This window comes from Streptomyces mexicanus, assembly GCF_902506575.1.
GTDB classification, from domain to species: domain Bacteria; phylum Actinomycetota; class Actinomycetes; order Streptomycetales; family Streptomycetaceae; genus Streptomyces; species Streptomyces mexicanus.
In genome coordinates, this window is the sequence record NZ_LR732544.1 from 6,008,346 (window position 1) to 6,031,289 (window position 22,944).

Annotated in this window: 18 protein-coding genes and 3 pseudogenes; 14 read left to right on the forward strand and 7 right to left on the reverse strand. The window is 71.7% G+C overall.

Features of this window, described 5'->3' with window-relative positions:
• Positions 1-244 precede the first annotated feature (244 nt).
• From GV126_RS26865 to GV126_RS26885, 5 genes are all read left to right on the forward strand, one after another.
• Positions 245-1,129, forward strand: coding sequence for a fructosamine kinase family protein (locus GV126_RS26865; RefSeq protein ID WP_236570118.1), 885 nt, complete (start codon positions 245-247; stop codon positions 1,127-1,129).
• 311 nt (positions 1,130-1,440) lie between these two features.
• A complete protein-coding gene (locus GV126_RS26870) occupies positions 1,441-1,977 on the forward strand; it encodes an EF-hand domain-containing protein (protein ID WP_159671633.1) in 537 nt (178 codons plus the stop codon).
• On the forward strand, positions 1,974-3,086 hold the full coding sequence (locus GV126_RS26875; protein WP_159671635.1) for an isocitrate/isopropylmalate family dehydrogenase: 1,113 nt from the start codon (positions 1,974-1,976) through the stop codon (positions 3,084-3,086). The genes GV126_RS26870 and GV126_RS26875 overlap by 4 nt, the downstream gene beginning before the upstream one ends.
• Positions 3,083-3,712, forward strand: coding sequence for a cysteine hydrolase family protein (locus GV126_RS26880; RefSeq protein WP_159671637.1), 630 nt, complete (start codon positions 3,083-3,085; stop codon positions 3,710-3,712). Before GV126_RS26875 ends, GV126_RS26880 begins: the two co-directional genes overlap by 4 nt.
• Complete coding sequence (locus GV126_RS26885; RefSeq protein WP_236570119.1) at positions 3,709-4,605, forward strand: SAM-dependent methyltransferase; 897 nt, start codon at positions 3,709-3,711, stop codon at positions 4,603-4,605. The genes GV126_RS26880 and GV126_RS26885 overlap by 4 nt, the downstream gene beginning before the upstream one ends.
• Before the next feature lie 142 nt (positions 4,606-4,747).
• Here GV126_RS26885 and GV126_RS26890 read toward each other — a convergent pair whose 3' ends face one another.
• Positions 4,748-5,308, reverse strand: coding sequence for a LuxR C-terminal-related transcriptional regulator (locus tag GV126_RS26890; protein ID WP_159671639.1), 561 nt, complete (start codon positions 5,306-5,308; stop codon positions 4,748-4,750).
• A 2-nt stretch (positions 5,309-5,310) separates the two neighbouring features.
• Here GV126_RS26890 and GV126_RS26895 point away from each other — a divergent pair.
• The 4 genes and pseudogenes from GV126_RS26895 to GV126_RS26910 form a co-directional block, all read left to right on the forward strand.
• A pseudogene (locus GV126_RS26895) lies at positions 5,311-5,538 on the forward strand (ABC transporter ATP-binding protein); the annotation flags it as partial.
• Positions 5,532-7,990: pseudogene (locus GV126_RS26900) on the forward strand (FtsX-like permease family protein). The pseudogenes GV126_RS26895 and GV126_RS26900, both read left to right, overlap by 7 nt.
• A 180-nt stretch (positions 7,991-8,170) precedes the next feature.
• A complete protein-coding gene (locus tag GV126_RS26905) occupies positions 8,171-8,581 on the forward strand; it encodes a RidA family protein (RefSeq protein WP_159671643.1) in 411 nt (136 codons plus the stop codon).
• Positions 8,582-8,878: 297 nt separating this feature from the next.
• Positions 8,879-10,135: an APC family permease gene (locus GV126_RS26910; protein ID WP_202035721.1), complete on the forward strand. Its 1,257-nt coding sequence runs from the start codon at positions 8,879-8,881 to the stop codon at positions 10,133-10,135.
• Between the two features lie 270 nt (positions 10,136-10,405).
• Here GV126_RS26910 and GV126_RS26915 read toward each other — a convergent pair whose 3' ends face one another.
• Both GV126_RS26915 and GV126_RS26920 read right to left on the reverse strand, forming a co-directional pair.
• Positions 10,406-11,305, reverse strand: coding sequence for a Vgb family protein (locus tag GV126_RS26915; RefSeq protein ID WP_159671645.1), 900 nt, complete (start codon positions 11,303-11,305; stop codon positions 10,406-10,408).
• A gap of 330 nt (positions 11,306-11,635) precedes the next feature.
• A complete protein-coding gene (locus tag GV126_RS26920; RefSeq protein WP_159671647.1) occupies positions 11,636-12,511 on the reverse strand; it encodes an SDR family NAD(P)-dependent oxidoreductase in 876 nt (291 codons plus the stop codon).
• A gap of 70 nt (positions 12,512-12,581) precedes the next feature.
• On the opposite strand from GV126_RS26920, the gene GV126_RS26925 reads away from it, so the two are divergent.
• A complete protein-coding gene (locus GV126_RS26925; protein WP_159671649.1) occupies positions 12,582-13,259 on the forward strand; it encodes a TetR/AcrR family transcriptional regulator in 678 nt (225 codons plus the stop codon).
• A gap of 225 nt (positions 13,260-13,484) precedes the next feature.
• Here the strand turns inward: GV126_RS26925 and GV126_RS26930 are convergent.
• Both GV126_RS26930 and GV126_RS26935 read right to left on the reverse strand, forming a co-directional pair.
• Positions 13,485-13,774, reverse strand: a pseudogene (locus tag GV126_RS26930) (carbonic anhydrase); the annotation flags it as partial.
• 90 nt (positions 13,775-13,864) lie between these two features.
• Entirely contained in the window at positions 13,865-14,806 is a 942-nt protein-coding gene (locus GV126_RS26935; RefSeq protein ID WP_159671651.1) for an MBL fold metallo-hydrolase, read from the reverse strand.
• Between the two features lie 385 nt (positions 14,807-15,191).
• Here GV126_RS26935 and GV126_RS26940 point away from each other — a divergent pair, with 385 nt between their 5' ends.
• The 4 genes from GV126_RS26940 to GV126_RS26955 all read left to right on the forward strand — a co-directional run bounded on the left by GV126_RS26940 (position 15,192) and on the right by GV126_RS26955 (position 19,090).
• A complete protein-coding gene (locus GV126_RS26940; protein WP_159671653.1) occupies positions 15,192-15,953 on the forward strand; it encodes an SDR family oxidoreductase in 762 nt (253 codons plus the stop codon).
• Between the two features lie 9 nt (positions 15,954-15,962).
• The gene (locus GV126_RS26945; RefSeq protein ID WP_159671655.1) at positions 15,963-16,799 is read left to right on the forward strand and encodes a helix-turn-helix transcriptional regulator; all 837 of its coding nucleotides are present in this window, start codon (positions 15,963-15,965) and stop codon (positions 16,797-16,799) included.
• A 428-nt stretch (positions 16,800-17,227) separates the two neighbouring features.
• The gene (gene purU / locus GV126_RS26950; protein ID WP_159671657.1) at positions 17,228-18,100 is read left to right on the forward strand and encodes a formyltetrahydrofolate deformylase; all 873 of its coding nucleotides are present in this window, start codon (positions 17,228-17,230) and stop codon (positions 18,098-18,100) included.
• A gap of 192 nt (positions 18,101-18,292) precedes the next feature.
• Positions 18,293-19,090 carry an IclR family transcriptional regulator gene (locus tag GV126_RS26955; RefSeq protein WP_159671659.1) on the forward strand — a complete coding sequence of 266 codons (798 nt, stop codon included), beginning with the start codon at positions 18,293-18,295 and terminating at the stop codon, positions 19,088-19,090.
• 116 nt (positions 19,091-19,206) lie between these two features.
• Here GV126_RS26955 and GV126_RS26960 read toward each other — a convergent pair whose 3' ends face one another.
• Positions 19,207-19,809 (reverse strand): sarcosine oxidase subunit gamma, encoded by a 603-nt coding sequence (locus GV126_RS26960; RefSeq protein ID WP_159671661.1) that lies wholly within the window; start codon positions 19,807-19,809, stop codon positions 19,207-19,209.
• Positions 19,802-22,672 (reverse strand): 2Fe-2S iron-sulfur cluster-binding protein, encoded by a 2,871-nt coding sequence (locus tag GV126_RS26965; RefSeq protein WP_268977448.1) that lies wholly within the window; start codon positions 22,670-22,672, stop codon positions 19,802-19,804. Before GV126_RS26965 ends, GV126_RS26960 begins: the two co-directional genes overlap by 8 nt.
• Positions 22,673-22,944 lie beyond the last annotated feature (272 nt).

Below are 22,944 nucleotides of genomic sequence, written 5' to 3' on the forward strand. Positions count from 1 at the left end.
CATGCCCCGGGTGAAAGGACCTACGGCAACGCCGAGATGACACAATAACCGCCGCACTTCCGCGACCACTGCTGCACCCGGCACCGACACGACCCAGCCCCTTCTCCCAGGCCCGCCGCGCTGCCCCACCCGGCTGCCGCACATCACCTCCTCCGACAGCCCTCCAGCCGTCTCCTCACCACCCCCGGCACACGAGCCCGCGTCCACCATCGTTGATTTCGGCCACGACGACAGGAGCACACCCATGACGGACCCGATGTCCTTCTTGCTCGAACGCCTGCATGCGGCCGGCCTGACCGACGTCGTCGCGGCCGAGCCGGCCACGGGAGGCCTCGCCGCGACCGCAGGGCTCGCGCGCCGCAGTGACGGCACGTCGATATTCGTCAAGGCGTTCGGCGAGCCGCCGTCGGACGACGCCTTCACCGCGGAAGCCGAAGGGCTCACCGTCCTGCGCGAGGCGGGCGGCGTCGCCACGCCCGAGATCATCCTCGCGGACCGCGACCTGCTCGTACTGTCCGCGCTGCAACCCCGGCCTGGCCCCGAAACCTTCTGGGAGCAGCTCGCGCATGCGCTCGCCCATCTGCACACCACCACGCGCTCCCCCCGCTTCGGGTGGCACCGGGACAACTGGCTGGGCCGTCGTCGGCAGGTCAACACCTGGACTGACGACGGGTTCGAGTTCTTCGCCCAGCACCGTCTGCTGCGCTGGCTCGGCGAGCGTCGCGTCCAGGAGGCGCTCGACGCCACGGACCGGGCGGCGCTGGAGCGGCTGTGCCACCGGCTGCCCGAACTGCTGCCGGTCAGACCCGCGTGCCTGACGCACGGCGACCTATGGGCGCTGAACGTCATGGCCACCCCCGACGGGCGGCCCGCGCTGATCGACCCGGCCGTGTCGTACACGTGGGCCGAGGTCGACCTGGCCCACCTGTGGACGACGGCGCCGCCGGCCGAGGCACACGTGTTCTTCGAGCTGTACGCCGAGCTGACCGGGCTGGACCGCGCCTGGCGCGCACGCATGCCGATCCTCCAGCTGCGCCAGCACCTGGCCGTGATCGCCCAGTTCGACCCCGATTGGGGTGCCGCCGATCTCGTGCGCGCCACGCTCGCCCCGTTCCGGCCGCGACACTGAGCCCAACGGCTCGTTCGAGCTGGAGATGGTCAAGAAGCGGCAGAAGCACCTCACCGGGGTCGACGAGAGGTTCGGTCGCGCTCCCGGAGGGCGGGGCATCACCCAGGGGTGCGAAGGCCGACCATGTCGTCACCGCCCGACCGGTCCGATCACGCCGGTCGGCGTTTCATACCTTGCACGGCGAAATTCGCCCGTTGGTGTGCAATAGGCCGTCTGCGCACGTGTGTGGGGCCGGTGGGGACGGATAGTGAATCCGCCGCCGGGGCGAGGGGTTCCGGCGGGTTCCGACCGCAAAGCAGAGGTGTACCACCATGGCCACCACCGAGGCGAACAACCGTGCCCGGCTCGTCTTCTCCCTGTTCGACGCCGACGGGAACGGCTACATCGAGCCCGCCGACTTCGAGTTGATGGGCGGCCGGGTCGCCGCCGCCGTACCTGCGGCCGGGGAGGAGGCGAAGAACAGGCTGCTGAGTGCCTTCCAGCGGTACTGGCAGACGCTGGTGACCGAGCTGGACGCCAACGGCGACGGGCGTATCAGCCCCGAGGAGTTCACCGCGACCGTCCTCAATCCCCAGCGCTTCGACGCAACGGTGAGCGAGTTCGCCGAGGCGCTCGCCGCGCTGGGTGACCCGGACGGCGACGGCCGCGTCACCCGGCCGGACTTCCTCGCCTTGATGACCGCGATCGGCTTCGAGCAGGCCAACATCGAGGCGCTGTTCGACGCCTTCGGCCCGGACGGGGACGACCGCGTGGCCGTGCGCACCTGGGCCGACGGCATCCGGGACTACTACCGGCCCGAGAAGTCCGGCATCCCCGGCGATCACCTGACCGCAGGGGCCGCTGGATGATCCCGATCGCCGGACAGCGCCAGGACGAGCGGGAGTTACCCTCCGTCGGGCTCGCCGTCGGCCGGGGCACCGGCCCCGAGCTCGCGGACGCCTTCGAACGGGTCCTCGAAGCGCTCACCACCGGCGTCCGCATCGTGCGGTCGCCGCGGCTGTACCACTCCTACGTCTCGCTGCGCGCTGAGGGGGACGTAGCCCGGATCCGGCGGCTGACAGCCGAGGACGCAGCGCACTACGAGGAATTCTGCCGTGGTCTCGCCGCACGGGGCACGCCCGCTGTGTTCCGCACCGCCGTCAACGCTCAGTCTCTGTACCTGGTCCGGCAGCGCTTGCGCGCTGTGAAGGTCGACCACCTCGCGGCCGGCGGGAAGTCGTTGCTCCTGGTGCGCGATCAGGCGCAGGGCTTCTACACCGGCAAGAACCGGCATACCGACGGCCAGGTGGTCCGCACCCTCGCCTTCAGCCGGGACATCACCGAGGCGGTCATCGTCCACGCGCTGGAAAGGGCCCGGCTCGCCTGGCCCGACGGTGGCCCCGACCGGATTGTGATGGCGTACAAATTCCACTTGCTGGACGGCGCGTTCGACGCGTGGGCGGCAGCGATCGCCGCACGGCACGGGGTGCGTATCGACGTGTTCCAGCCGGACACGGTCAACCGCAATCTGCTGGCACACGACCTGCCGGACCGCACGCTGCTCATCGCAGGGAACGAGTGGGCCGACATCATGCACGTCGTGCTGCTGGACCGGTTCGGCTCCGAGCGGCAGGAGAACCGCTGCACGGAGAACGTGTATCTCGCCCCGGAAGCGGCCGGCCTCGTCGAGTACCAGACCGTGCACGGCTCGGCCGACGATCTGGCCGGGCGGGACCTGGTCAATCCGGTCGCGACCATCCGCGCGGCGGCCCTCGTCGCGGAGCGGCACGTCGGGCACGACGGCGCTGTGCAGCGGACCGAGACGGCGCTGAGGGCGTTGGCCGCGGAGGGCGTACGCACCCCGGATCTCGGCGGTCGGCACTCCACCAGCGGGGTGGTGAAGGCGCTGCTGGACGCGCTGGCGCCGGCCGCCGGGGAGCGAGGGATGCGGGACGGCGCCCTGGCGGGCGGATCGTGAGCGGAGTGGGGACGATCCTGGTCATCGTGGATCTGCAGAACGACTTCTGCGCGGGTCCTGTGGCCAGGGCCCGCTTCGGCGGTGACCCCGCCGTCCTCGACGCGGTCGTCGCCGGCAGTGGCCGCGCCGCCGGGGCGGCCCGCCGAGCGGGCGTGGAGGTCGTGTTCGTGCGCTTCCTGGGTGATGTCGAGCATCAGGGGGAGAGTTGGCGGCTGCGCGACCGGCTGCTCGGCAAGGACCCGAAGTGCCTGGAGGGGTCGTGGGGTGCCGAGTTCCATGGTCCACTGCCGGAGCCGGGCGAGGCCGTGTTCACCAAGCACGCGTGCTTCGACGCCTTCCTCGCCGGTGGCTTCGAGGACCACCTGGCCGGGCGAGGCGTGCGCCATCTGGTGTTCGCCGGGCTGTTCGCCGACGTGTGCGTGGACTCCACCGCCCGCACCGCTTTCCAAAAGGGCTTCCATGTCACCGTCCTGACGGACTGCACGACCTCTCTGCACCTGCCGTACGAGGAGGTCCTGCGTTTCATGCGCACCGTGTACGGCGCACGGACCACGACCGCGGACGACCCGGCTGCGTGGACGGTGCCGGCGCTCGTTCCCGGACTCGCACGAAAGGAGGAGGCATGAACACCGCCTCGGAGCTGACCGCGGGTATGGCGGCGGGCGTGGGCCGTACCGCCTTGCTGGTGGCCGCCGCCCGCGCGATCGAGAGCCACCGCTCTGACGCCCTGGCCCGCGACCCGCTCGCGGAGCACTTCGTCAGGGCCGCGCCCGACTCGTCCGGCTGGCCCGTCCACCCGGACGAGGTGCCCGGCGGGGACGCCGACCCCCTTTGGGGGCGCCTCGGCCGCTACTTCGCGCTGCGCACCCGCACGCTGGACGACCATCTGCTCGACGCGGTGGGCGTGGGTGTGCGCCAAGTGGTGCTGCTGGGCGCCGGGTTGGACGCGCGAGCGTACCGCCTGGACTGGCCGCCCGGCGTCACGGTGTACGAGGTGGACACCGCCGAGGTGCTCGCCTTCAAGCAGGCGGTGCTCGACCGCGCGGACGCGGTGCCGGCGGCGGAGCGGCGGACACTCGCGGCCGATCTGTGCGACGACTGGGCCGACGCCCTGCTGGACACCGGCTTCGTCCCGTCCGCGCCCACGGCCTGGTTGGCCGAGGGACTGCTTCTCTACCTCCCGGCGAGGGCGGAGCGCCGTTTGATCGCCACCGTCGACCGGCTCAGCGCGCCGGGCAGCAACCTGGCCTACGAGATCAAGGAGGTCGCCGAGTCTCCGCGGGTTCGCGCCAACGCCGTGTACGTCGCCGCTCGAGAACGGCTCGGCATCGACCTGACGGCCCTGTTCGACCCCCGCCCCCGCCCCGACTCGGCCGGTGACCTCACCGCCCGCGGCTGGACCGTTCGCACCCACACCCCGTACGACTTCACCGCCCTCTACGGCCGCGGCCCCCTCCCCGAACCGGACGACGCCCTGGCCGCCAACCGCTGGATCTTCGCCGCATCACCACCGCCGTGATGAGGTGCAAGCGGCCCGATCGCCTACGACGGGCATCACAGCTCATGACGGTCGTGGCTACCCGCGCCTCGCGCGCGAACAACGACGAAGACACCGTGGTCACCGCGGATCGACCCCGGCGGCCCGGTGTGCCCAGGCGAGGTCAGGCCCGCAGGTAGGTGAGCACGGCGAGGACCCTGCGGTGGGTCGTGTCCGTCGGCGGCAGGTCCAGCTTGGTGAGGATGTTGCCGATGTGCTTGCCGATCGCCGCTTCGGACACCACGAGTTCCTTGGCGATCGCGCTGTTGGACCTGCCTTCGGCGATCAGTGCCAGTACCTCGCGTTCGCGCGGGGTGAGCTGCTCCAGCGGATCGCGGCGGCGGCGCAGCAACTGGCGTACCACTTCGGGGTCGACCACCGTCCCACCGTCTGCCACCTTGTGCAGCGCTTGCACGAACTCCTCGACCTGGCCGACCCGGTCCTTGAGCAGATAGCCGACACCCGATCCGTCGCCGGAGTCGAGGAGTTCGGCGGCGTAGGCCCGTTGCACGTACTGGCTGAGGACCAGGACCGGGAGGCTTGGGTGCTTCTCGCGCAGCCGCACTGCCGCGTGCAGGCCCTCGTCCTGGAATCCCGGCGGCATGCGTACGTCCGTCACCACGATGTCGGGGGCGTGCTCCTCGACTGCGGCGACCAGTGCCTGCGCGTGCCCGACGGCCGACATCGACCGGCGCGCTCGACTCGCAGACCGGCCGGGAGGTGCTGACCCTGCTGCGCGGCATGGTCGACCGGGGCGGCCAGACGATCATCATGGTCACCCACGACCCCGTCGCCGCCTCCTGCGCCGACCGCGTCGTCTTCCTCGTCGACGGCCGGGTCAACGGCGAGCTGATCGGCGCCTCGGCCGAGGACATCGCGGCGCGCATGACCAAGCTCGAGGCGGCGCCGTGCTGAGTACGACGCTGCGCACCCTGCGCACCCGCTGGGTCACCTTCGTCGGCAGTTTCGTCGGCCCTCTGCCTGGGCGTGGCGCTGATCGCCGTCATGGGGCTCGCCCTGGCCTCCTCGCTGGACGCACCCGACCGGGGACCGGAGCGGTTCGCCGCCGCGCCGGTCGTCGTCAAGGGCCAGGACACCCTCGAGGTGCCCACCTCGATCGGCGACCGCACCGAGAAAGCTCGCGCAGCCGCGTGCCGTGCCCGCCGACACGGTCGCGAAGCTGCGCGGCCTCGGGACCGTCGTCGAGGACCGGTCGTTCGCCGTGCGCGCCGAGGGCGGGCCTGCCGATCTGGTGGGCCACCCCTGGTCCACGGCCGCCTTCGCGCCGTACAGGCTCGACGCGGGGCGCGCGCCCGAGGCCGCGGACGAGGTCGTCCTCAGCGGCGGGTGGGCCCGTCCGGGCACCCAGGTGCGGACCGACGGCGGCACCGTGCGCGTCGTCGGCACCGTGCGCGGCCTCGGCTTCGAGAACGCCGTGTTCTACACCGACGCCCGCGCCGCCCGACTGTCGCCGCGCACCGTCCAGCTCGTGGTCGACGCCGATGCGGCGGCCGTGCGCGAGGCGGTGCGCGGCAGCGAGGGCGTCCAGGTCCTCACCGGGGACGCGCGCCGGTACGCCGACGCCGACCCCGACCGGGACAGTGAGGCCCTCACCGCGATGAACTCCATGTTCGGCACGGCCGGCGGCGTCACCGCCTTCGTGTCGGTGTTCGTGGTGGCCTCGACCTTCGCGTTCGCGGTGGCCCAGCGGCGCCGCGAATTCGGGCTGCTGCGCACCGCCGGGGCGACCCCGGGCCAGATCCGCCGCATGGTCGTCCGCGAGGCGCTCGCGATCGGTGTGCTCGCCTCGGCCGCCGGCTGTCTGCTCGGTTCCTGCGGGGCTCCGAAGCTCGCCGAGTGGGCGGTCGACGAGAGCCTCGCACCCCGCTGGTTCACCATCGGCGACTACACTTGGCCCTACCACATGGCGTTCTGGACGGGCCTGATCGTGGCCCTGTGCGGTGTGCTGGCCGCGTCCTGGCGGACCGGGCGCACCGGTCCCACCGAGGCACTGCGCGAGGCGTCCGTGGACACCCGGGCGATGACCCGGGGCCGCCGGCTGTGCGGCGCGGCCCTGCTGATCACGGCCGCGGTGACACTGACCCTGGCCCTGGTGACGAACCCGGGCGACCTGCTGCAGCGCAAGACCTATGTGAGCCGGCCCATGCTGCTGATCACCGCGGTCGCGCTGCTCGCCCCGGTGCTGGTGCGGCCACTGGCCCGGCTGATCGCCTGGCTGCCGGCGCACCTGCCCGGCGCCGGCGGGATGCTGGTACGGGAGAACGCCGCCGCCGGGGTGCGCCGCACTGCCGCCGTCGCGGCGCCCGTGCTGGTCACGGTCGCGCTGGCGGGCTCTCTGCTCGGCGCCACCGCCACCCTCGGCGAGGCGAAGGCCACCGAGGTGCGCCAGCAGACGGCAGCCGACTTCGTGGTCACCGCCAAGGGCGACGCCGGCTTCGACGAGGCGACGCTGCAGCGGCTTCGGGCCGTTTCCGGCGCCGAGGTCTCGGCGAGCTCGTCGAGCGCCGTGTACGTCCTGGAGGACGGCGTGGCGCTCCTCAGGTCCGATGCCAGGGCCGTCGAGCCGGAGGGGCTCGCGGCGACGGCCCGTCTCCCGCTCGCCTCGGGGAAGGTGAGCGACCTGGACGACGGCTCGATCATCGTCAACGAAGAGTGGGAGAAGCACACCGTGGGCGAGCGGGTGAACGTGTGGCTCGGCGACGGCACCAGGACGTCCCTGAGGATCGCCGCGGTCATGACCATCGGCACCGGCGACAACGGCGTCTACGTCACCCCGCGCAACGCCCCCTCGGCACCTGTCGACCGGGTCGACGTACGCCTCGCGGACGGTGCCGACGCGGACACCGTGGCCGCTGCCTTGCGTCAGGCGGTGCGGGCGTCGGGCGGAGAGGTCCTCACCAGGGACGCCTGGGTGCGGGCGACGTTCCCCGAGACCGACCGGACGACCCGGACGGGGTTCCTCCTGGTCCTCGGGATCGCCCTCCTCTACACCGGCATCTCGCTGGCCAACACGATGGTCATGGCGACCTCCGACCGGGTCCGCGAGCTGGCTGTGCTGCGACTCGCCGGCGCCACCAGGTGGCAGGTGCTGCGGCTGGTGGGCGCCGAGGCGCTGATGGTGGTCGTGGTCGGCGGACTGCTGGGGGCGTTGGTCGCCGGCGTCAACCTGGCGGGCATGTGGAGCGCGCTGGGCCTGCTCTCGGTGCGGACCTCCATCGAGATGCCGTGGGCGACGCTTGCCTCGGCCACGGGTGCCTGCGCGGTGGTCGCCGTGATCTCGGCGGTCGCTCCGGCCGGCCTCTCCCTGCGCCACAGGGCGGTGGAGCCGGCGGGCGCACGCGAGTGACCGCTGACGGCGTCGGCATGCCAGCGGCCAGACACCAGCCAGCCGCGTCACGGCGGCTGCGGCTGGAACCCGTGACGCAGCCACTCATCACGTGGGGCGGAGAGGAAATGGGAGGCGGGACCCGGCAGAGCATTGGCAAAATGCCCGCGCTCCACCCTCGACGCGAAAGGACTGACCGGCATGCCTCGTACCGTCACTCTGATCCGCTCCGCCTCGCTCTCCGACGTCGCCGAGTATGCCTACGCGGCCACGGCACCCGCCGACTCCCGCCTGATCTTCCTCGCTGGTGCCTGCCCGCTGAACGACGACGGCTCCACGGCAGCGATCGGGGACTACGCGGGCCAGGCTGCCAAAGCAGTCGAGAACATGGAGACGGCTCTGGCCGACGCCGGTGCAACACTCCAGGACGTCATCAGCACACGCGTCCTCGTCGCCTCGGCCCGGCGCGAGGACCTGGTGACCGCTTGGAAGGTGGTCCGGGACGCGTTCGGTGATCATGATGTCCCCAGTACGTTGCTGGGTGTCACCGTCCTTGGATACGAGAACCAGCTGGTCGAGATCGAGGCCGTTGCTGCCGTCCTCGATTCCTGAGTTCAGCGGACGCGCGGCATGGCCACCCGACCGGTGTTGCCACTCGGAGACCGTTCTCACGTCGAGCCTGTGGGATTCGAACTGGTCGCGGCAGCCCGGTCACGTGGGACATCGCGGACATGTTCGCGTTCGAGCGGTGACAGAACCGGTCGGCCCGGTTCCCGTCTGCCATCCGGCTCCAGGGGGTAAGCGGGTGTGGTGACACCTCCTACCACTCCTTCCACGCCTTCCACAGCTGCGACGGACGGCTCGCCGCAGAACGGGTCGCCCACCCTCAAGAAGGCGCTGACGACCCCCCTGCTGTACTTCTTCATCCTCGGCGACGTGCTGGGCGCCGGGGTCTACGTCCTGGTCGGCCAGATCGCCTCGGAGTCGGGCGGCGCCGTGTGGCTGCCGCTGCTCCTGGCCCTGCTCTTGTCGCTCCTGACGGCCGCCTCGTACGCCGAACTCGCCACGAAGTATCCGAGGGCGGGCGGCGCCTCCCACTACGCGGCTCTCGCCTACGGGCCGTTCACCGGCTTCCTCGCAGGCTTCTGCATGCTCGCCGCGGGCATCGTCTCCGTCGCCGCGCTGGCACGGGGTTTCGCCGGTGACTACCTCGCCGTCTTCGTCAGCCTTCCGGTCGTGCTGGTGGCGGCCGTCTTCCTGTGCGCCCTGGCCCTGCTGAACGCCCGAGGTATCAGCGAGTCCACCCGCGCGAACGTGGCGGCGACGGTCGTCGAGGTCGGCGGTCTCCTGCTCGTCGTCGGACTCGGGGTCTGGCTGTTCCTGCGCGGCGACGGCGATCCCGGCAGGCTCGTGCACCTCGGCACTGCCCACAACGGCGCCGCCGCCGGTGTGCTGGGTGGAACGGTGCTCGCGTACTACTCCTTCGTCGGCTTCGAGACCTCCGTCAACGTCGCCGAGGAGACCCGCGACCCGCGCCGCTCCTACCCGCGCGCCCTCTTCGGCGCACTGGTGACGGCGGGAGTCGTGTACGTCCTGGTCGGTGTCGTCGCCTCGGCCGCCGTCCCGACCGCGACGCTGGCCCGCTCCAGCGGTCCGCTGCTGGAGGTGGTCAAGGAGGCGGGCGGGGTACCGCCGAAGGTGTTCGGCGCCATCGCACTCGTCGCCGTGGCCAACGGAGCGCTGCTCACCGGCATCATGAGTTCCCGCCTGGCCTACGGCATGGCGCGCGACGGCCTCCTCCCCCGCTTCCTGACCCGTGTGCTCCCGGGCCGCCGCACCCCGTGGGCCTCGATCGCGACGACGACCACGCTGTCCTTCCTGCTGGCGCTCACCGGTGACGTGGCGAGTCTCGCCTCCACCCTCGTGCTGCTGCTCCTCGTGGTGTTCTTCATCGTCAACACCGCCGTGCTCGTCCAACGGCGCGACCGCTCCGACCGTCCGCACTTCCGGGCGTACACCGCCGTCCCCCTCCTGGGAGCGGCCTCCTGCGTGGCGCTCGCCACGCAGATCGAGGCCGAGGTCTGGGCACGCGGGCTGCTCGTCATCGCTGTCGGCGTGGTCCTGGGGGCCGTCGCCGCCCGTCATCGCCGCCGGGCCCGGTCCTGAGCGACGCGGGTGTCTGCGGCTCGGTGCCGCTGCACCCGCCCGCTGCCGCGCTGGAGCGGGCGCGGGGCGTCCCACTGACGGAGCTGCGGCAGCTGCGTTGGCCCCGTTGCCCGCCGGTCGGGCACGAGTTCCGAGGACCGTACCGGGATGGGTGGGTACGTTCACAGGCTGCCGGAATCGAAGCGGTACGCGGAGGACGAGAGGTAAGGCCCGTTACCGGTCGGCATGAACTCTGGGTTCCGCATGCGCCGTCCCTGCCGGGATTCCGTCTCAGGGTGCGGTCAGGCGTGCGATCGTTCCGATCTCCAGAGCGGTCCACATCGCGCCGTCCGGCCCCTGCGCTATGCCGTGGGGTTCCGAGGCCGGGCTGGGAAGGTCGTGAACGTCGATATGGCCGTCGGGGGTGATGCGGCCGACGCGGTTGGCTCCCCATTCGGTGAACCAGCAGTTTCCGTCGGCGTCGGCGGCGATGGCGTGCGGGCGTGACGTACGGTCGGGCAGGGCGAATTCGTCGAGCTTCCCGTCCGGTGTGATCCGCCCCACCTGACCTGCGCCGATCTCGACGAACCACATGGCGCCGTCGGCGCCGGCCGTGATGCCGACCGGGGCGCCGGCCGGTGTAGGCAATGGGTGAACGGTGACGTCACCGTCGCCTGCGATGGCGCCGATCGCGTTCGCCCGGTTCATCGTGAACCACAGCCGGCCGTCCGGGCCGGCGGCGATGGCTGACGGGAAGGCGCCCGAAAGCGGGAGAGGAAACTCGGTGACCTGCCCCTCGGGCGTGACGCGGCCGACGCGGTCGGCGTTGGCCTCGGTGAACCACAGTGCGTCATCCGGGCCCGCGGCGATGCCGAACGGCCCGGCATCCGGCGTCGGGAGCGGGAACGACGTGATGCTTCCGGTGGTGGTGATCCGGCCGATCCGGTGGCTGCGGAACTCGGTGAACCACAGCGCGTCGTCCGGCCCCGCTGTGATGATCGACGGCCCGCCGGAAGCCGGTTCGAGCTGGTAGGAGGCGACGTCGCCGTCGGGCGTGATGCGACCGATCCGTCCGTGGTGGACCATGGTGAACCACAGTGCACCGTCTGGTCCGGCAGTGATCCCGTAGGGTCCGGCCCCACGGTCGGAGACGGAGAACTCTGTGATCGCTACGGGCGGACGGCTCGGCATCGGTCGTTTCCTTGATCGGTGAGCGGTGGAAGTGCGGCTGCGGATGGTATCCGTGCCCACGGCGCCCACGCCCCTGGATTATTCCGGTCCTGTGGCACCAGCGACACGAAACCGGACATCACTGATCACTGGTGGAGCGGGGAACCGGGGCCAGGGAAATAGAGCTGAACGTGGTCCGGCTGGCGGCGGAGCCGCCGCCGCGCTCCCACCGGGGACGATCTCGTCCAACAGCGACGCACCGCCAGTGGTGACGCCGTCGCCGTCAACCACAGAGTCGATCACGACAGAGATACGTCCTGCCCAGCCGGTCCACGGATTGTGAACGTCGCCCTAACGGGCGGTGTCCTCGGGCGGGAGCTCCACGGGGTAGGGCTCACCGAAGTCGGCCGACCGGCTGACCTTCTCCCAGGCGGTCGCCTCGGCGAGCTGGCGGCGGGAATGCTCCAGGGCCATGGTCGCCGCGTTCACACCCAGCAGGAGATGACTCGGGACCCGCCCGCGCCGGACGGTCCGCACGATGATCTCCGCGGCGCGCTGGGGGTCACCGGCCGGTCCCTCCGGGCTCTGTCGCACCCGCCGGTTCATCGCCCCGACCGTCTCGTCGTAGGCGGCGGGAATCGGGTGGACCGTCATGGAGGAACCGGCCCAGTCGGTGGCGAAGCCGCTCGGCTCGACAACCATGACCTGCACGCCGAACGGTGCGGTCTCCGCGGCGAGGACACGACTGAAGCCGTCGACGGCGAACTTGGCCGCCTGGTAGGAGGCGATGCCCGGAGATCCGCCGACGCGCCCGCCGATCGAGGAGATCTGCACGACGGTGCCGGCCCCTTGGCGTCGCAGGGTGGGCAGCGCGGCCTTGGTGACGTGATAGACGCCCCAGAAGTTCGTCTCGAACTGGGCGCGGAAGTCGTCCTCGTCCGCGGTCTCGATGGGTGCCACGTTCGCGTATCCCGCGTTGTTCACGAGCACGTCGATACGGCCGTAGCGTGCGAGCGCCGCCTCGACGGCCTCACGTGCCGCCTCCGGGCGCGTGACGTCCAGTGCGAGGGGATGAATGCGGTCGCCGTAGGTGCCGACCGCCTCGGCCAGAGCCTCGGGGCGGCGGGCGGTGGCCACGACGCGATCTCCCGCCTCGAGGGCAGCGGTGACCAGGGCGCGGCCGAGTCCGCGCGACGAACCGGTGATGAACCAGACCTGTTGACTCATACCCTTAGTGCAACACCGTTCTCTTATTTACGCAACGCTGTTTTGTTAAAGCTTTCCTATGATGTGCCGCATGACTACGCCTGCCTTCCAGCGCGCACGCAGTGCCCAGGCCAAGCAGGCACGGGAAGAAGCGATCCTGGACGCGGCCCGCGCGCTCGGCCGCAGCCGCGGGGTCCGCAACGTCACCCTCACCGACATCGCCGAGGCCGTGGGGATGCACAAGTCGGCTCTGCTGCGCTACTTCGAGACCAGGGAGCAGATCTTCCTCAGACTCACCGCGGAAGGCTGGCGGGAGTGGTCGGCCGACGTGCGCGCCGACCTGGCACGCAGAGCGCACGCCACCGCCGGGGAGGTCGCCGGGATCATGGCCTCCACTCTGGCGGCACGACCGATGTTCTGCGATCTGCTGGCACAGGCACCCCTGAACCTCGAACGCAACGTGTCGGTCGACTCGGTGCGCGCGTTCAAACTCGTCACGCTCGAGGAGATCGAGCTGATCGGCGCGGAGCTGCGCCGACTGCTGGCACTGACCGAGTTGCAGACGGTCGACCTGGTCGCCACGGCGACGAGCCTGGCCGGTGCGCTGTGGCAGATGGCCACCCCGGGCCCACGCCTGCTGGAGCTCTACCGGAATGACCCCCGGCTCAGCCATGCCGTCGTCGAGGTCGAACCCCGCCTGCACCGCGTCCTCACCGCCTACCTCACCGGACTGGACACCACTTCCACCCGGACGACCCGGCCGGCCTAGGCAGTACCGCTCCGATCAGCGGATCGTCGATCTGCACATGCCGCTCGCTGACGCCCGGGGGCTGACGGACCACGCCGCGAGGGGTCGAGAACGTTCGACGAGGTGGCCGACGCACTCGCCGCGCCGCGGGGCGGGCGCGCTCGGCGTTGAGAGGTGCCGGGCCGCCGGCCGCGGTCCGGCGCGGGAGGCGGTGATCGGGGCTGTGGACGAAAAGGAGTCGGGAGGTCAGGCGGCGGCGACGGCGTGGTCGATCGTCTCGACCGTGCCGGCCCCGATGTCGAAGACCCAGCCGTGCAGCGCCAGCGCCCCCTCGGCCAGGGCCCGGGTCACCGACGGGTGGGTGGCCAGGTTCTGCAGTTGTGCGGCGACGTTCGCCCGCACCAGGGCGGTCACCCCGGCCGGGCCGGAGGCGGGGCGGCAGCGGCGGGGGCGCGGGCCTCGTCCGCGTGGCGCAGCCAGTCGGCGACGACCGGCGCGGCACCGAGGTCGTGTCCTTCGGCGAGGGCGGTCAAAGCCGGTGCCATCCGTCACCGGCGCCGGACGCGGGAGGCTGGGGTGCAGGATCCGCCTGCCGCCCGGCTGCGACGAGCCGGTGTGGTGACGGCTCACTCTGCGGCGTCTGTGCTCTTCTTCCGGTCGACTGCTGCCCATGGGCCGAGGGCGAACCTGTCACCGTCCCGTCGTACTTCCACTGCCCCCGCGCCACCGAAGTGCGCGGGGAAGACCAACTCCCGTTCGTCAGCGGCCCGCCCCAGAATCCGGCGGCGGCTGGCCACCGCTTGTTCCGGTGCCAGGCAGGCGCTGCTGTTGCAGCAGGGGTGCAGGATCTGCACCGGGCTGTGCAGCAGATCTCCGACGAAGACCGCCCGGTCGCTGCCGGACGCGAGCCGCAGCACGGATGAGCCGGGAGTGTGACCGGGGGCGGACTCCAGGACGAGGTGTTCGTCGATGCGGTGGTGACCGTCCCACAGCACGGCCTGTCCAGCCTGGTGGACGGGCGCGATGCTGTCTTCGTGGATCAGGCGGTCGACCTCCTGCGCACCGCCCCCGTACGCGTTGTCCGGACCGAAGTGGAAGTCGTCGGCGGCCGGAATCAGGTACTGGGCGTTGGGGAACGCCGGTATCCACTGCCCGTCCGCGTCGACGGTGTTCCAGCCGACGTGGTCGACGTGGAGGTGGGTGTTGACGACGACGTCGACATCCTGCGGGCGGACACCGGCCCTCGCCAGGAGGCCGAGGAAGTCACTCCGAGCGTGGTGGAACGGCCCCATACCCGGTCGCTCGCGGCCGTTCCCCGCTCCGGTGTCGACCAGCACGGTCCCGCCTGCGCTGCGCAGCACCCAGCTCTGCAGAGCAAGCACCGCCAAGTCGCCGTCCGGCTCCCAGTGGTCCGGTGCCAGCCAGTGCTCGTTGTCCTTCCACACATCGGCGGCAGCTGTCGGGAACATGCTGGAGGTGGGCAGGAACGGCTCGTGCCACTCGAGAATCCGGACGACCTCGACGTCTCCCAGCACCATGCTCTGTACACCCTCGTCGTCGTTCATCATGGATCGACCTTAAGGAAGGTCGGGTGATCGTCTCGACATGCATGCGGCTCGTACAAAAGGCTCACGAGGCCGACCGTCCGACGACGAAGGCAAGCCCCGAGGCGACACCGCCCGAAGCGGCGTGCGCCTGCCGTCTCACCGCCGTCCGATCGGACGCCGGACCGAGGAGCACGCCTCCGGAACGCGCGCGGCGACCGTCCAGGCACCGACGGGAGAAGGAGGCGGCGACCGTCCGGACACCGGTAGGAGAAGGACCTGCGACCGGGAAGACCGAGAAGACGTCCCGACCGATACCGCAAGGACGGTGTTTCACCAGGGGGAACCGCGTGCCGGGGTCCTGGCAGGGCCTCCCCTGACAGCGCACGGTCGTTCTAGCGTCACAGGCATGGACATCACCTCTCGTACCGTCTTCATGGTCGGTGGCACTTCGGGCATCGGCCTGGAGCTGGCGCACCGGTTCCGGGCGGCAGGCAGCACTGTGGTCGTCGGTGGCCGCAACACCGAGGTACTGGCGCAGCTCACCGCGGAGGGGCTCGGCGCAGTCGAGATCGACGTCACCGACGCCGATTCGGTGGCTCGAGCCCGCGACAACGTGCTGAAGGCGCATCCCGATCTCGACACCGTCGTCACCATGTCGGGGACCGGAGGGCCGGAAGACCTGTGGGACACGGCACATTTCGCCCTTGCCCAGACCATCGTCGAGGTCAATCTGCTCGGCACCATCCGCGTCATCGACGCCTTCACCCCGCATCTGCTCGCTCGCGGCGCCGGCACGATCGTCACGGTCAGCTCCGGTATCGGCTTCCTCCCCTTCCCGCTGATGCCGACGTACGGCGCGTCGAAAGCGGCGGTGCACGCCTACAGCGAGGCGCTGCGCGCCCAGCTCGCGGGCACCGGCATCGAGGTCGCCGAACTGGTGCCGCCGGCGGTCGCGACCCGCATCGGGGGCAGCAACCCGCATGCGCTCGCCCTCGATGCCTACGGCGAAGAGGTCATGGAGCTGCTCGCGCAAGACCCCACGCCGCACGAGATCCTCGTGCAGGCGGTGCTCATGCATCGATGGGCCGAGCGCGACGGCACCTACGATGCGCTCGTGGCGCAGCGCTCGCAGGCCCTCGCCACGCTGCCGGGCCGCACGCAGGGCTAGCATTCACAGATGCCCGAAAGTGCGAAGACGAACCGGCTCGGCGCCTACTTGAAGGCACGGCGCGGCCTGGTCTCTCCGGAGCAGGCGGGCATCCCGGCAGGAGGCATCCGCCGTGTGCCCGGCCTGCGTCGCGAGGAGGTCGCGATGCTGGCCGGCATCAGCGCCGACTACTACCTGCGCCTCGAACGCGGCCGGGACACCCATCCCTCACCCCAGGTGCTCGACGCGCTGGCGCGGGTGCTGCGACTCGACGAGACCGAACGTGGCTACCTGTTCGAACTCGCCGCACCGCCGACGCGGAACCGGACGCGCGCGCGGCGCACGCCGCCGGAACGGGTCCCCGCACGGCTGCATCACCTCCTGGCCGCAGTCGACGTGCCGGCGTTCGTCGAGGGGCGCACCTTCGACGTCCTCGCGGCCAACGAGCTCGCGACCGCTCTCTCGCCGCGACTGCGGCCAGGGCAGAACCGGCTGCGCTCACTCCTGCTGGACCCCGAGGAGCAAGCGTTCCAGAAAGACTGGGCCACCTCGGCAGCCGGAATCATCGCCGCGTTCCGCGAGCAGGCCGGGGCCCACACCGACGACCCCCGCTTCGTAGCACTCGTCGGCGAGTTGTCGCTGGCCAGCGGACGCTTCCGAGAACTCTGGGCGCGTCACGACGTACGCAGGCTCGAAGGCGGGACGACGACCGTGCTGCACCCGATCGTCGGCGAACTCCGGCTGCATCGGGACAAACTCCCCGTCGACGGGCTCCTCCTTGTGCTCTACTACGCCGAAGCGGGCAGCGACAGCGCGGACAAACTCGCTCTCCTCGCCTCTCTCGCCGGGTCGAACGATCGCAGCTGACGGTGCCGGTTCGGCCTCGATCGCCGGGGATCGACGCTGCTCCGAGGGGCGTCACCCGACCGGGCAGGAGACCACCCGCGCCGGCCGACAGGGCTGGGACGCGGCTGCAACCGCACAGGGCAAGCGGATGCTGTTCGGGCAACGACCACGGCCGCTTCCGCCTACCCCGGCGAGCCGGTGTTGGATCGACCACCCCTCCACCGTCAACGACACCGAGTGGCGTCCCTGGTTCCAGCGCGTCGTACGGCACCGCCTCGTCGCGAGGGCCGAGCGGGTGGGGCACGTCGTGGCCGAAGCCGGCTCACCTGGTGACCTAGAGAAGATCCTGACGCCGCATCCGGAACAGACCCTTGACCAGCTCACCGCACCCCGGGGACGATGTTGCGTATCACTCTCATCGTTGCGTAGTACGCACCCACGGAGATGCCATGTCACCTCGCCCGCAGCCCGGCCGCGAGTTCGTCCTCACCCTCTCGTGCCCCGACCGCGCCGGCCTCGTCCACGCCGTGACCGGCTACCTGGTACGGCACTCCGGCAACATCCTGGAGAGCCAGCAGTTCGACGACCGCCTCCAGGACCGCTTCTTCATGCGGGTGCACTTCGACGTCTCGCATCCCGGTGTCTCCCTGGAGCAACTGCGCCTCGGCTTCGGCCCGGTCGCCGAGGCGTACCGGATCACCTGGCAGCTGCACGACGCCTCGACGCCGACCCGCACCCTGATCATGGTGTCGAAGTTCGGCCACTGCCTGAACGACCTGCTCTTCCGCCAGTCGACCGGCGCCCTCAACATCGAGATCCCGGCGATCGTCTCCAACCACCGCGACTTCGAGCCGCTGGCCCGCACCTACGGCATACCCTTCCACCACGTCCCGGTGACCAAGGAGACCAAGGTCGAGGCGGAGACCCGGCTGCTGGAACTGGTCGACGAACTCGGCATCGATCTGGTGGTGCTCGCCCGTTACATGCAGATCCTCTCCGACGACCTGTGCAAGCAGCTGGAGGGGCGGGCCATCAACATCCACCACTCCTTCCTGCCGAGCTTCAAGGGCGCCCGGCCCTACGTCCAGGCGCACCAGCGCGGTGTCAAGCTCGTCGGGGCGACCGCGCACTATGTGACCTCCGATCTGGACGAGGGCCCGATCATCGAGCAGGACGTGGTCCGCGTGAGCCACTCCCACACCCCGGACGAACTGGTCACCTTGGGCCGGGACGTGGAGGCCCGGGTCCTCGCGCGCGCCGTCGAGTGGCACAGCGAGAGCCGGGTGCTGGTCAACGGCAACTGCACGGTCGTCTTCCGCTGACGCTCCCCCAGGCCCCCGAGAACAGCGCCGTCGGCGCCCCCACGTACCCGAAACGACCGGCGACGACTCCCCACGCGGGGAGCCGTCGTATAACCTCCCTCTGCGCAGCCCCAGCAACGCCCCCGCACGGGCCGCGGAAGGCTTCCTCCGCAAGCAGCGGATCTCCGGGCCGCCGCTGCGTATAGTTGCGCTATGAGCAACTACACCGCAGATGGCGAAACAACAGCTCCCGCGGTGAACGGGGTGCAGTCCGTCGACCGGGCCGTCAGCGTTCTGGAGATCCTCGCCCAGCGCGGGGAGGCGGGCGTCAGCGAGGTCGCCGCCGAGATCGACGTCCACAAGTCGACCGCGTTCCGGCTGCTCGGGGCGCTGGAGGCACGCGGGCTGGTCGAGCAGGCGGCCGAGCGCGGCAAGTACCGGCTCGGCTTCGGCATCGTGCGCCTGGCCGGCGCGGTCACCGGCAGGCTCGACATCACCCAGCAGGGCCGGGAGGTGTGCGAGCGGCTCAGCGAGGAGATCGGCGAGACCGTCAACATCGCCGTGCTGCAGGAGCACTACGCCGTCAACCTCTACCAGGTGCGCGGCCCCGGCGCCGTCGGCACCCACAACTGGGTCGGGCAGCTCACCCCGGTGCACGCCACGTCCAGCGGGAAGATCCTGCTCGCACACCTGCCGGCGAAGGAGCGGGACGCGGTGCTCACCGCCTCCGGGCTGCAGAAGCTGACGCCGCACACCCTGACCGCCCGGGCGAAGCTGGAGAAGGACCTCACCGAGGCACGCGAGCGCGGCTACGCGGTGACGCTGGAGGAGCTGGAGATCGGTCTGCATGCCATGGCGGCCCCGGTCCGCTCGCACCACGGCGAGGTCATCGCCGCGATCAGCGCCTCCGGCCCGGGGTACCGCTTCACCCAGGAGCGCATGCACGAGCTGGCCCCGCTGCTGGTCAAGGGAGCACAGGAGATCAGCCACCGGATGGGGTACGCGGGCTGAGCCCGCCCCGCGAGAGAGGGCGGCCGTGTGCGGCCGCCCCCGCAGGCGCGGCGGTGCCGGGCCGACCGCGGGAGGCGGCCCGGCACCGCGGTGTCAGGTCGGTCCCGGCGCCGCGGTCACCGGTATTCGACGGCCGCGTCCAGCAGCCAGTCCGTCAGATAGCCGGCGAAGGAGGAGCGCACCAGGACCCAGAAACCCGCCCGGGGCTCCTCACGGGCCACCAGCACCACATGGGCGCGGGCCAGCATCGTCTGGGCGCTGCGACCGGGCCCGAAGGCACGCGGGTGCAGGTCCAGCGAGCAGCCGTGGGCGAGCAGGTCGCGGGCGCGGGGCCCGCCGACGAGCAGGGTGGTGCGCTGGGCGGAGACGTCCGTGACGGAGACGTGTTCGTCCCCGGCGGCCGCGCGGATCCGCTCCTCCAGCGCGCGCTGGGTGCCGGGGCGGCCCACCACCAGCCATTCGTCGGGGCCGAGCCACACCACGGTGACCTCCCCGGCGTGCACCACGGTGTTGGGTTCCAGGGGCAGCTGGAGTCCCAGGGCGAGTCCGACGGCGTCCGCCGCCGGGCTCTTGGCGTCGAGCCGGACGTTCACCTGGGCCAGCAGGGGCAGTTCGGCCAGGCGGATCGCGCCCTTGGAGGCGCGGGTCGCGGCGGCGAGCCGGTGGGCGGCGTGCGCCAGGGGGCTGCGCTGCCGTGCGGTCCGGGCGGTGTCAGCCATCGCGGCGGGCTCCCTCGGGGTCGTAGAGGACGGGACTGGCGACGGTCACCGGGACCAGCCGGTCGCCGACGGGGGCGTAGAGGCGTTCGCCGATGCGCTCCCGGCCGCCCTTGATCAGGGCGAGCGCGAAGGTCCGGCCCAGTGCCGCGCTGCGGTAGCTGGAGGTGACGTGCCCGAGCATCGGCACGGGCGGGGCGGGCAGTTCGCTGTCGGCCACCAGGTGCGTGCCCTCGGGCAGGAACAGGGCCGGATCCTCGGGGAGCAGGGCGACCAGGTGCTTGCGGTCGGGGCGGAGGGTGTCGGCGCGGGCGTAGGAGCGCTTGCCGATGAAGTCGCGCTTCTTCTTCGACACCACCCAGCTCATGCCGAGGTCCTGCGGGGTGACCGTGCCGTCGGTGTCCTGGCCGACGATCGGATAGCCCTTCTCGGCGCGCAGCACGTGCATGGTCTCCGTGCCGTACGGGGTGATGCCGTACGGGGCGCCGGCCTCGTACAGCGCCTCCCACAGGGCGACGGCCTCCCACGGCGACACGTTGATCTCGTAGGCGAGTTCACCGGAGAAGGAGATGCGGCACACCCGCGCCTCGATGCCCGCGACGGTGGCCTCCCGCCACGCCATGAACGGGAAGGCGTCGTTGGCGACGGCCAGGCCGGGTGCGAGGGAGCCGAGGACCTCGCGGGACTTCGGGCCGACCAGGGCGACGGTCGCCCACTGCTCGGTCACCGAGGTGCAGTGCACCTTCAGCTCGGGCCACTCGGTCTGCAGCCATTCCTCCATCCAGTCCAGGACGGTGGCCGCGTTGCCGGTCGTGGTGGTGACCAGGAAGCGGTCCGGGGCGAGCCGGATGACGGTGCCGTCGTCGAAGACCATGCCGTCCAGGCGGCACATCACGCCGTAGCGGATCATGCCGACCTTCAGGGTGCTCATCATGTTGGTGTAGAGCCGGTCGAGGAAGACGCCCGCGTCCGGGCCCTGCACGTCGATCTTGCCGAGGGTGGAGGCGTCCATGAACGCCACGTTCTCGCGGGCGGCGCGGCACTCGCGCAGCACGGCGCTCTGCATGTCCTCGCCGTCCCGCGGGTAGTACCAGGGCCGCTTCCACTGGCCGACGTTCTCGAACAGCGCACCGTGCTCGACGTGCCACTCGTGCAGGGCGGTCGTGCGGATCGGGTCGCTGAGGACTCCGCGGTGACGGCCGGCCAGGGCGGCGAAGGAGACCGGGGGGTAGGGCGGCCGGAAGGTGGGCAGGCCGAGCGCCGAGACGTCCACGCCGGGGAGTTCGGCGACCACGCCGCGGGCCAGGACGCCGGCCGTGCGGCCCTGGTCGCCGCCGGTGCCGGCGGTGGTGTAACGCTTGGTGTGCTCCACCGAGCGCAGGCCCGCCCCGGTGGCGCGCGCCAGGTCGTCGACGGTGACATCGCGCTGGAGGTCGACGAACCGGGGGGCGCCCGAGGCGCCGGGCACGGTGAAGACCTGCATGGGCGGGGTGTACGGCCGGGCCGTGACCGCCGGCAGGACGGGCGTGCGGGCGGTGTAGCCCTGCGCCTCGACGGCCCGGGCGCCCGCCGCCGCACCCTGGGCGAGGGCCGTGGCGAGGTCGAAGGCGCCGTTGGCGCTGCCCGCGACCTCGACGGCCTGACGGCCGCTGTCGGGCACGAACGTGCCGAGGGTGTCGTCGTGGCGGAGCGTGCCGCCGGACTGGCTGAACAGGTGCGCGACCGGGTTCCAGCCGCCGGAGACCAGCAGCAGGTCGACGGCGAACTGGTGCTGCCCGGCGCTCTCGCCGAACGGGGCGACCGTCACGGCGGTCAGGCGCTCGTTGCCCTCCGTGCCGGTGACGGCGTGTCCGGCGAGCACCTGGATCCCGGCGGCCCGGGCCCGCTCGGCCCACTCCCCCGGCTCGGGCCGGGTGTCCACGATGGCCGCGATGCCCACGCCGGCGGCGGCCAGGTCCAGGGCGGCGGGGTAGGCGCTGTCGTTGGTGGTGAACACGACCGCGTGCCGGCCGGGGACGACGGCGTAGCGGTGCAGGTACGTGCGTGCCGAGGAGGCCAGCATCACGCCGGGGCGGTCGTTGTCGCCGAACGCCAGCGAGCGCTCGTGGGCGCCGGTCGCGAGCACCACGCGGCGGGCGCGGATGCGCCACACGCGCTCGCGGGCGACGTTCTGCGGGGCGTCGGCCCCGAGATGGTTGGTGCGGCGCTCGACGGCGAGGAGGTGGTTGTCGTCGTAGTAGCCGAAGACGGTGGTGCGGCGCAGGACGCGCACCTCGGGGTCCCGGTCGAGCCGGGCCCGGGTCTCGGCCACCCAGTCGAGGTGCTCGCCGGTGCCGAGCAGGCTGCCGCCCGCCTCCGGCTGGTCGTCGGCGAGGATGACGCGGGCGCCGCTGTCCGCCGCGGCGGCCGCCGCGGCCAGTCCGGCCGGGCCCGCGCCGACGACCAGCAGGTCGCAGTGGGCGTGCAGGGCGTCGTAGCGGGCGGGGTCGGGTTCCGTGGCGAGGCGGCCCTGGCCGGGGAGGCTGCTCGCGACCAGGCCGTCGTAGAGCTCGACGGCGGGGGCGGGCAGCATGGGCTCGGGGAAAGGGGCCTCGATCTGGACGACGGCGTTGGGTTCCTCGACACCGGCGGAGAAGATGCCGCGGGGGCGGCCGAGCTTGATGCTGGTGCCGGCCTGGATGACGCCGTTGGCGAGGAGAGCGGAGGCGAGGGTGTCGCCTCGGTAGCCCTGGTATTGCTTGCCGTCGAAGGTGAAGGTGAGGGGTTCTTGGCGGTGGATGCGGCCGCCGGTGGGGCTGCGCCGGGTCCCCGGGCGGGGGCGGGGGGTGGCGGGCTCGGGCCGGGCGGCTTCGTGACCGCGGGCCACAGCGAGGAGTGCGGGGGGGGGGGGGCGGGCCGGCGGCGCGCGGGGCCCCGGGGACCGGGCCCAGGCGGCCCGGCGGCGCGGCGGCGGCCGCCCTGCCGGTCGTCGCGCCGAGGGCCACGGCGGTGGCGCCGGCGAGGAGGGTCCGTCTGGTCAGGTTCCCGGTGTCCCGGCGCGCTTCGGTCATGCCGCCACCCCTCCGCATTCATCTATGTGAACGACGTTCAGGAATACGCTGGGCGTGAGCATGCCACCGCCCGCCCGCGCCAGGGAAG

Bases quoted from the DNA above. Each gene is read 5' to 3' on its own strand.
- GV126_RS26865 (WP_236570118.1), top strand. From the start codon at position 245: ATGACGGACCCGATGTCCTTCTTGCTCGAACGCCTGCATGCGGCCGGC.
- GV126_RS26870 (WP_159671633.1), top strand. From the start codon at position 1,441: ATGGCCACCACCGAGGCGAACAACCGTGCCCGGCTCGTCTTCTCCCTG.
- GV126_RS26875 (WP_159671635.1), top strand. From the start codon at position 1,974: ATGATCCCGATCGCCGGACAGCGCCAGGACGAGCGGGAGTTACCCTCC.
- GV126_RS26885 (WP_236570119.1), top strand. From the start codon at position 3,709: ATGAACACCGCCTCGGAGCTGACCGCGGGTATGGCGGCGGGCGTGGGC.
- GV126_RS26890 (WP_159671639.1), bottom strand. From the start codon at position 5,308: ATGTCGGCCGTCGGGCACGCGCAGGCACTGGTCGCCGCAGTCGAGGAG.
- GV126_RS26905 (WP_159671643.1), top strand. From the start codon at position 8,171: ATGCCTCGTACCGTCACTCTGATCCGCTCCGCCTCGCTCTCCGACGTC.
- GV126_RS26915 (WP_159671645.1), bottom strand. From the start codon at position 11,305: ATGCCGAGCCGTCCGCCCGTAGCGATCACAGAGTTCTCCGTCTCCGAC.
- GV126_RS26920 (WP_159671647.1), bottom strand. From the start codon at position 12,511: ATGAGTCAACAGGTCTGGTTCATCACCGGTTCGTCGCGCGGACTCGGC.
- GV126_RS26925 (WP_159671649.1), top strand. From the start codon at position 12,582: ATGACTACGCCTGCCTTCCAGCGCGCACGCAGTGCCCAGGCCAAGCAG.
- GV126_RS26935 (WP_159671651.1), bottom strand. From the start codon at position 14,806: ATGATGAACGACGACGAGGGTGTACAGAGCATGGTGCTGGGAGACGTC.
- GV126_RS26940 (WP_159671653.1), top strand. From the start codon at position 15,192: ATGGACATCACCTCTCGTACCGTCTTCATGGTCGGTGGCACTTCGGGC.
- GV126_RS26945 (WP_159671655.1), top strand. From the start codon at position 15,963: ATGCCCGAAAGTGCGAAGACGAACCGGCTCGGCGCCTACTTGAAGGCA.
- purU (WP_159671657.1), top strand. From the start codon at position 17,228: ATGTCACCTCGCCCGCAGCCCGGCCGCGAGTTCGTCCTCACCCTCTCG.
- GV126_RS26955 (WP_159671659.1), top strand. From the start codon at position 18,293: ATGAGCAACTACACCGCAGATGGCGAAACAACAGCTCCCGCGGTGAAC.
- GV126_RS26960 (WP_159671661.1), bottom strand. From the start codon at position 19,809: ATGGCTGACACCGCCCGGACCGCACGGCAGCGCAGCCCCCTGGCGCAC.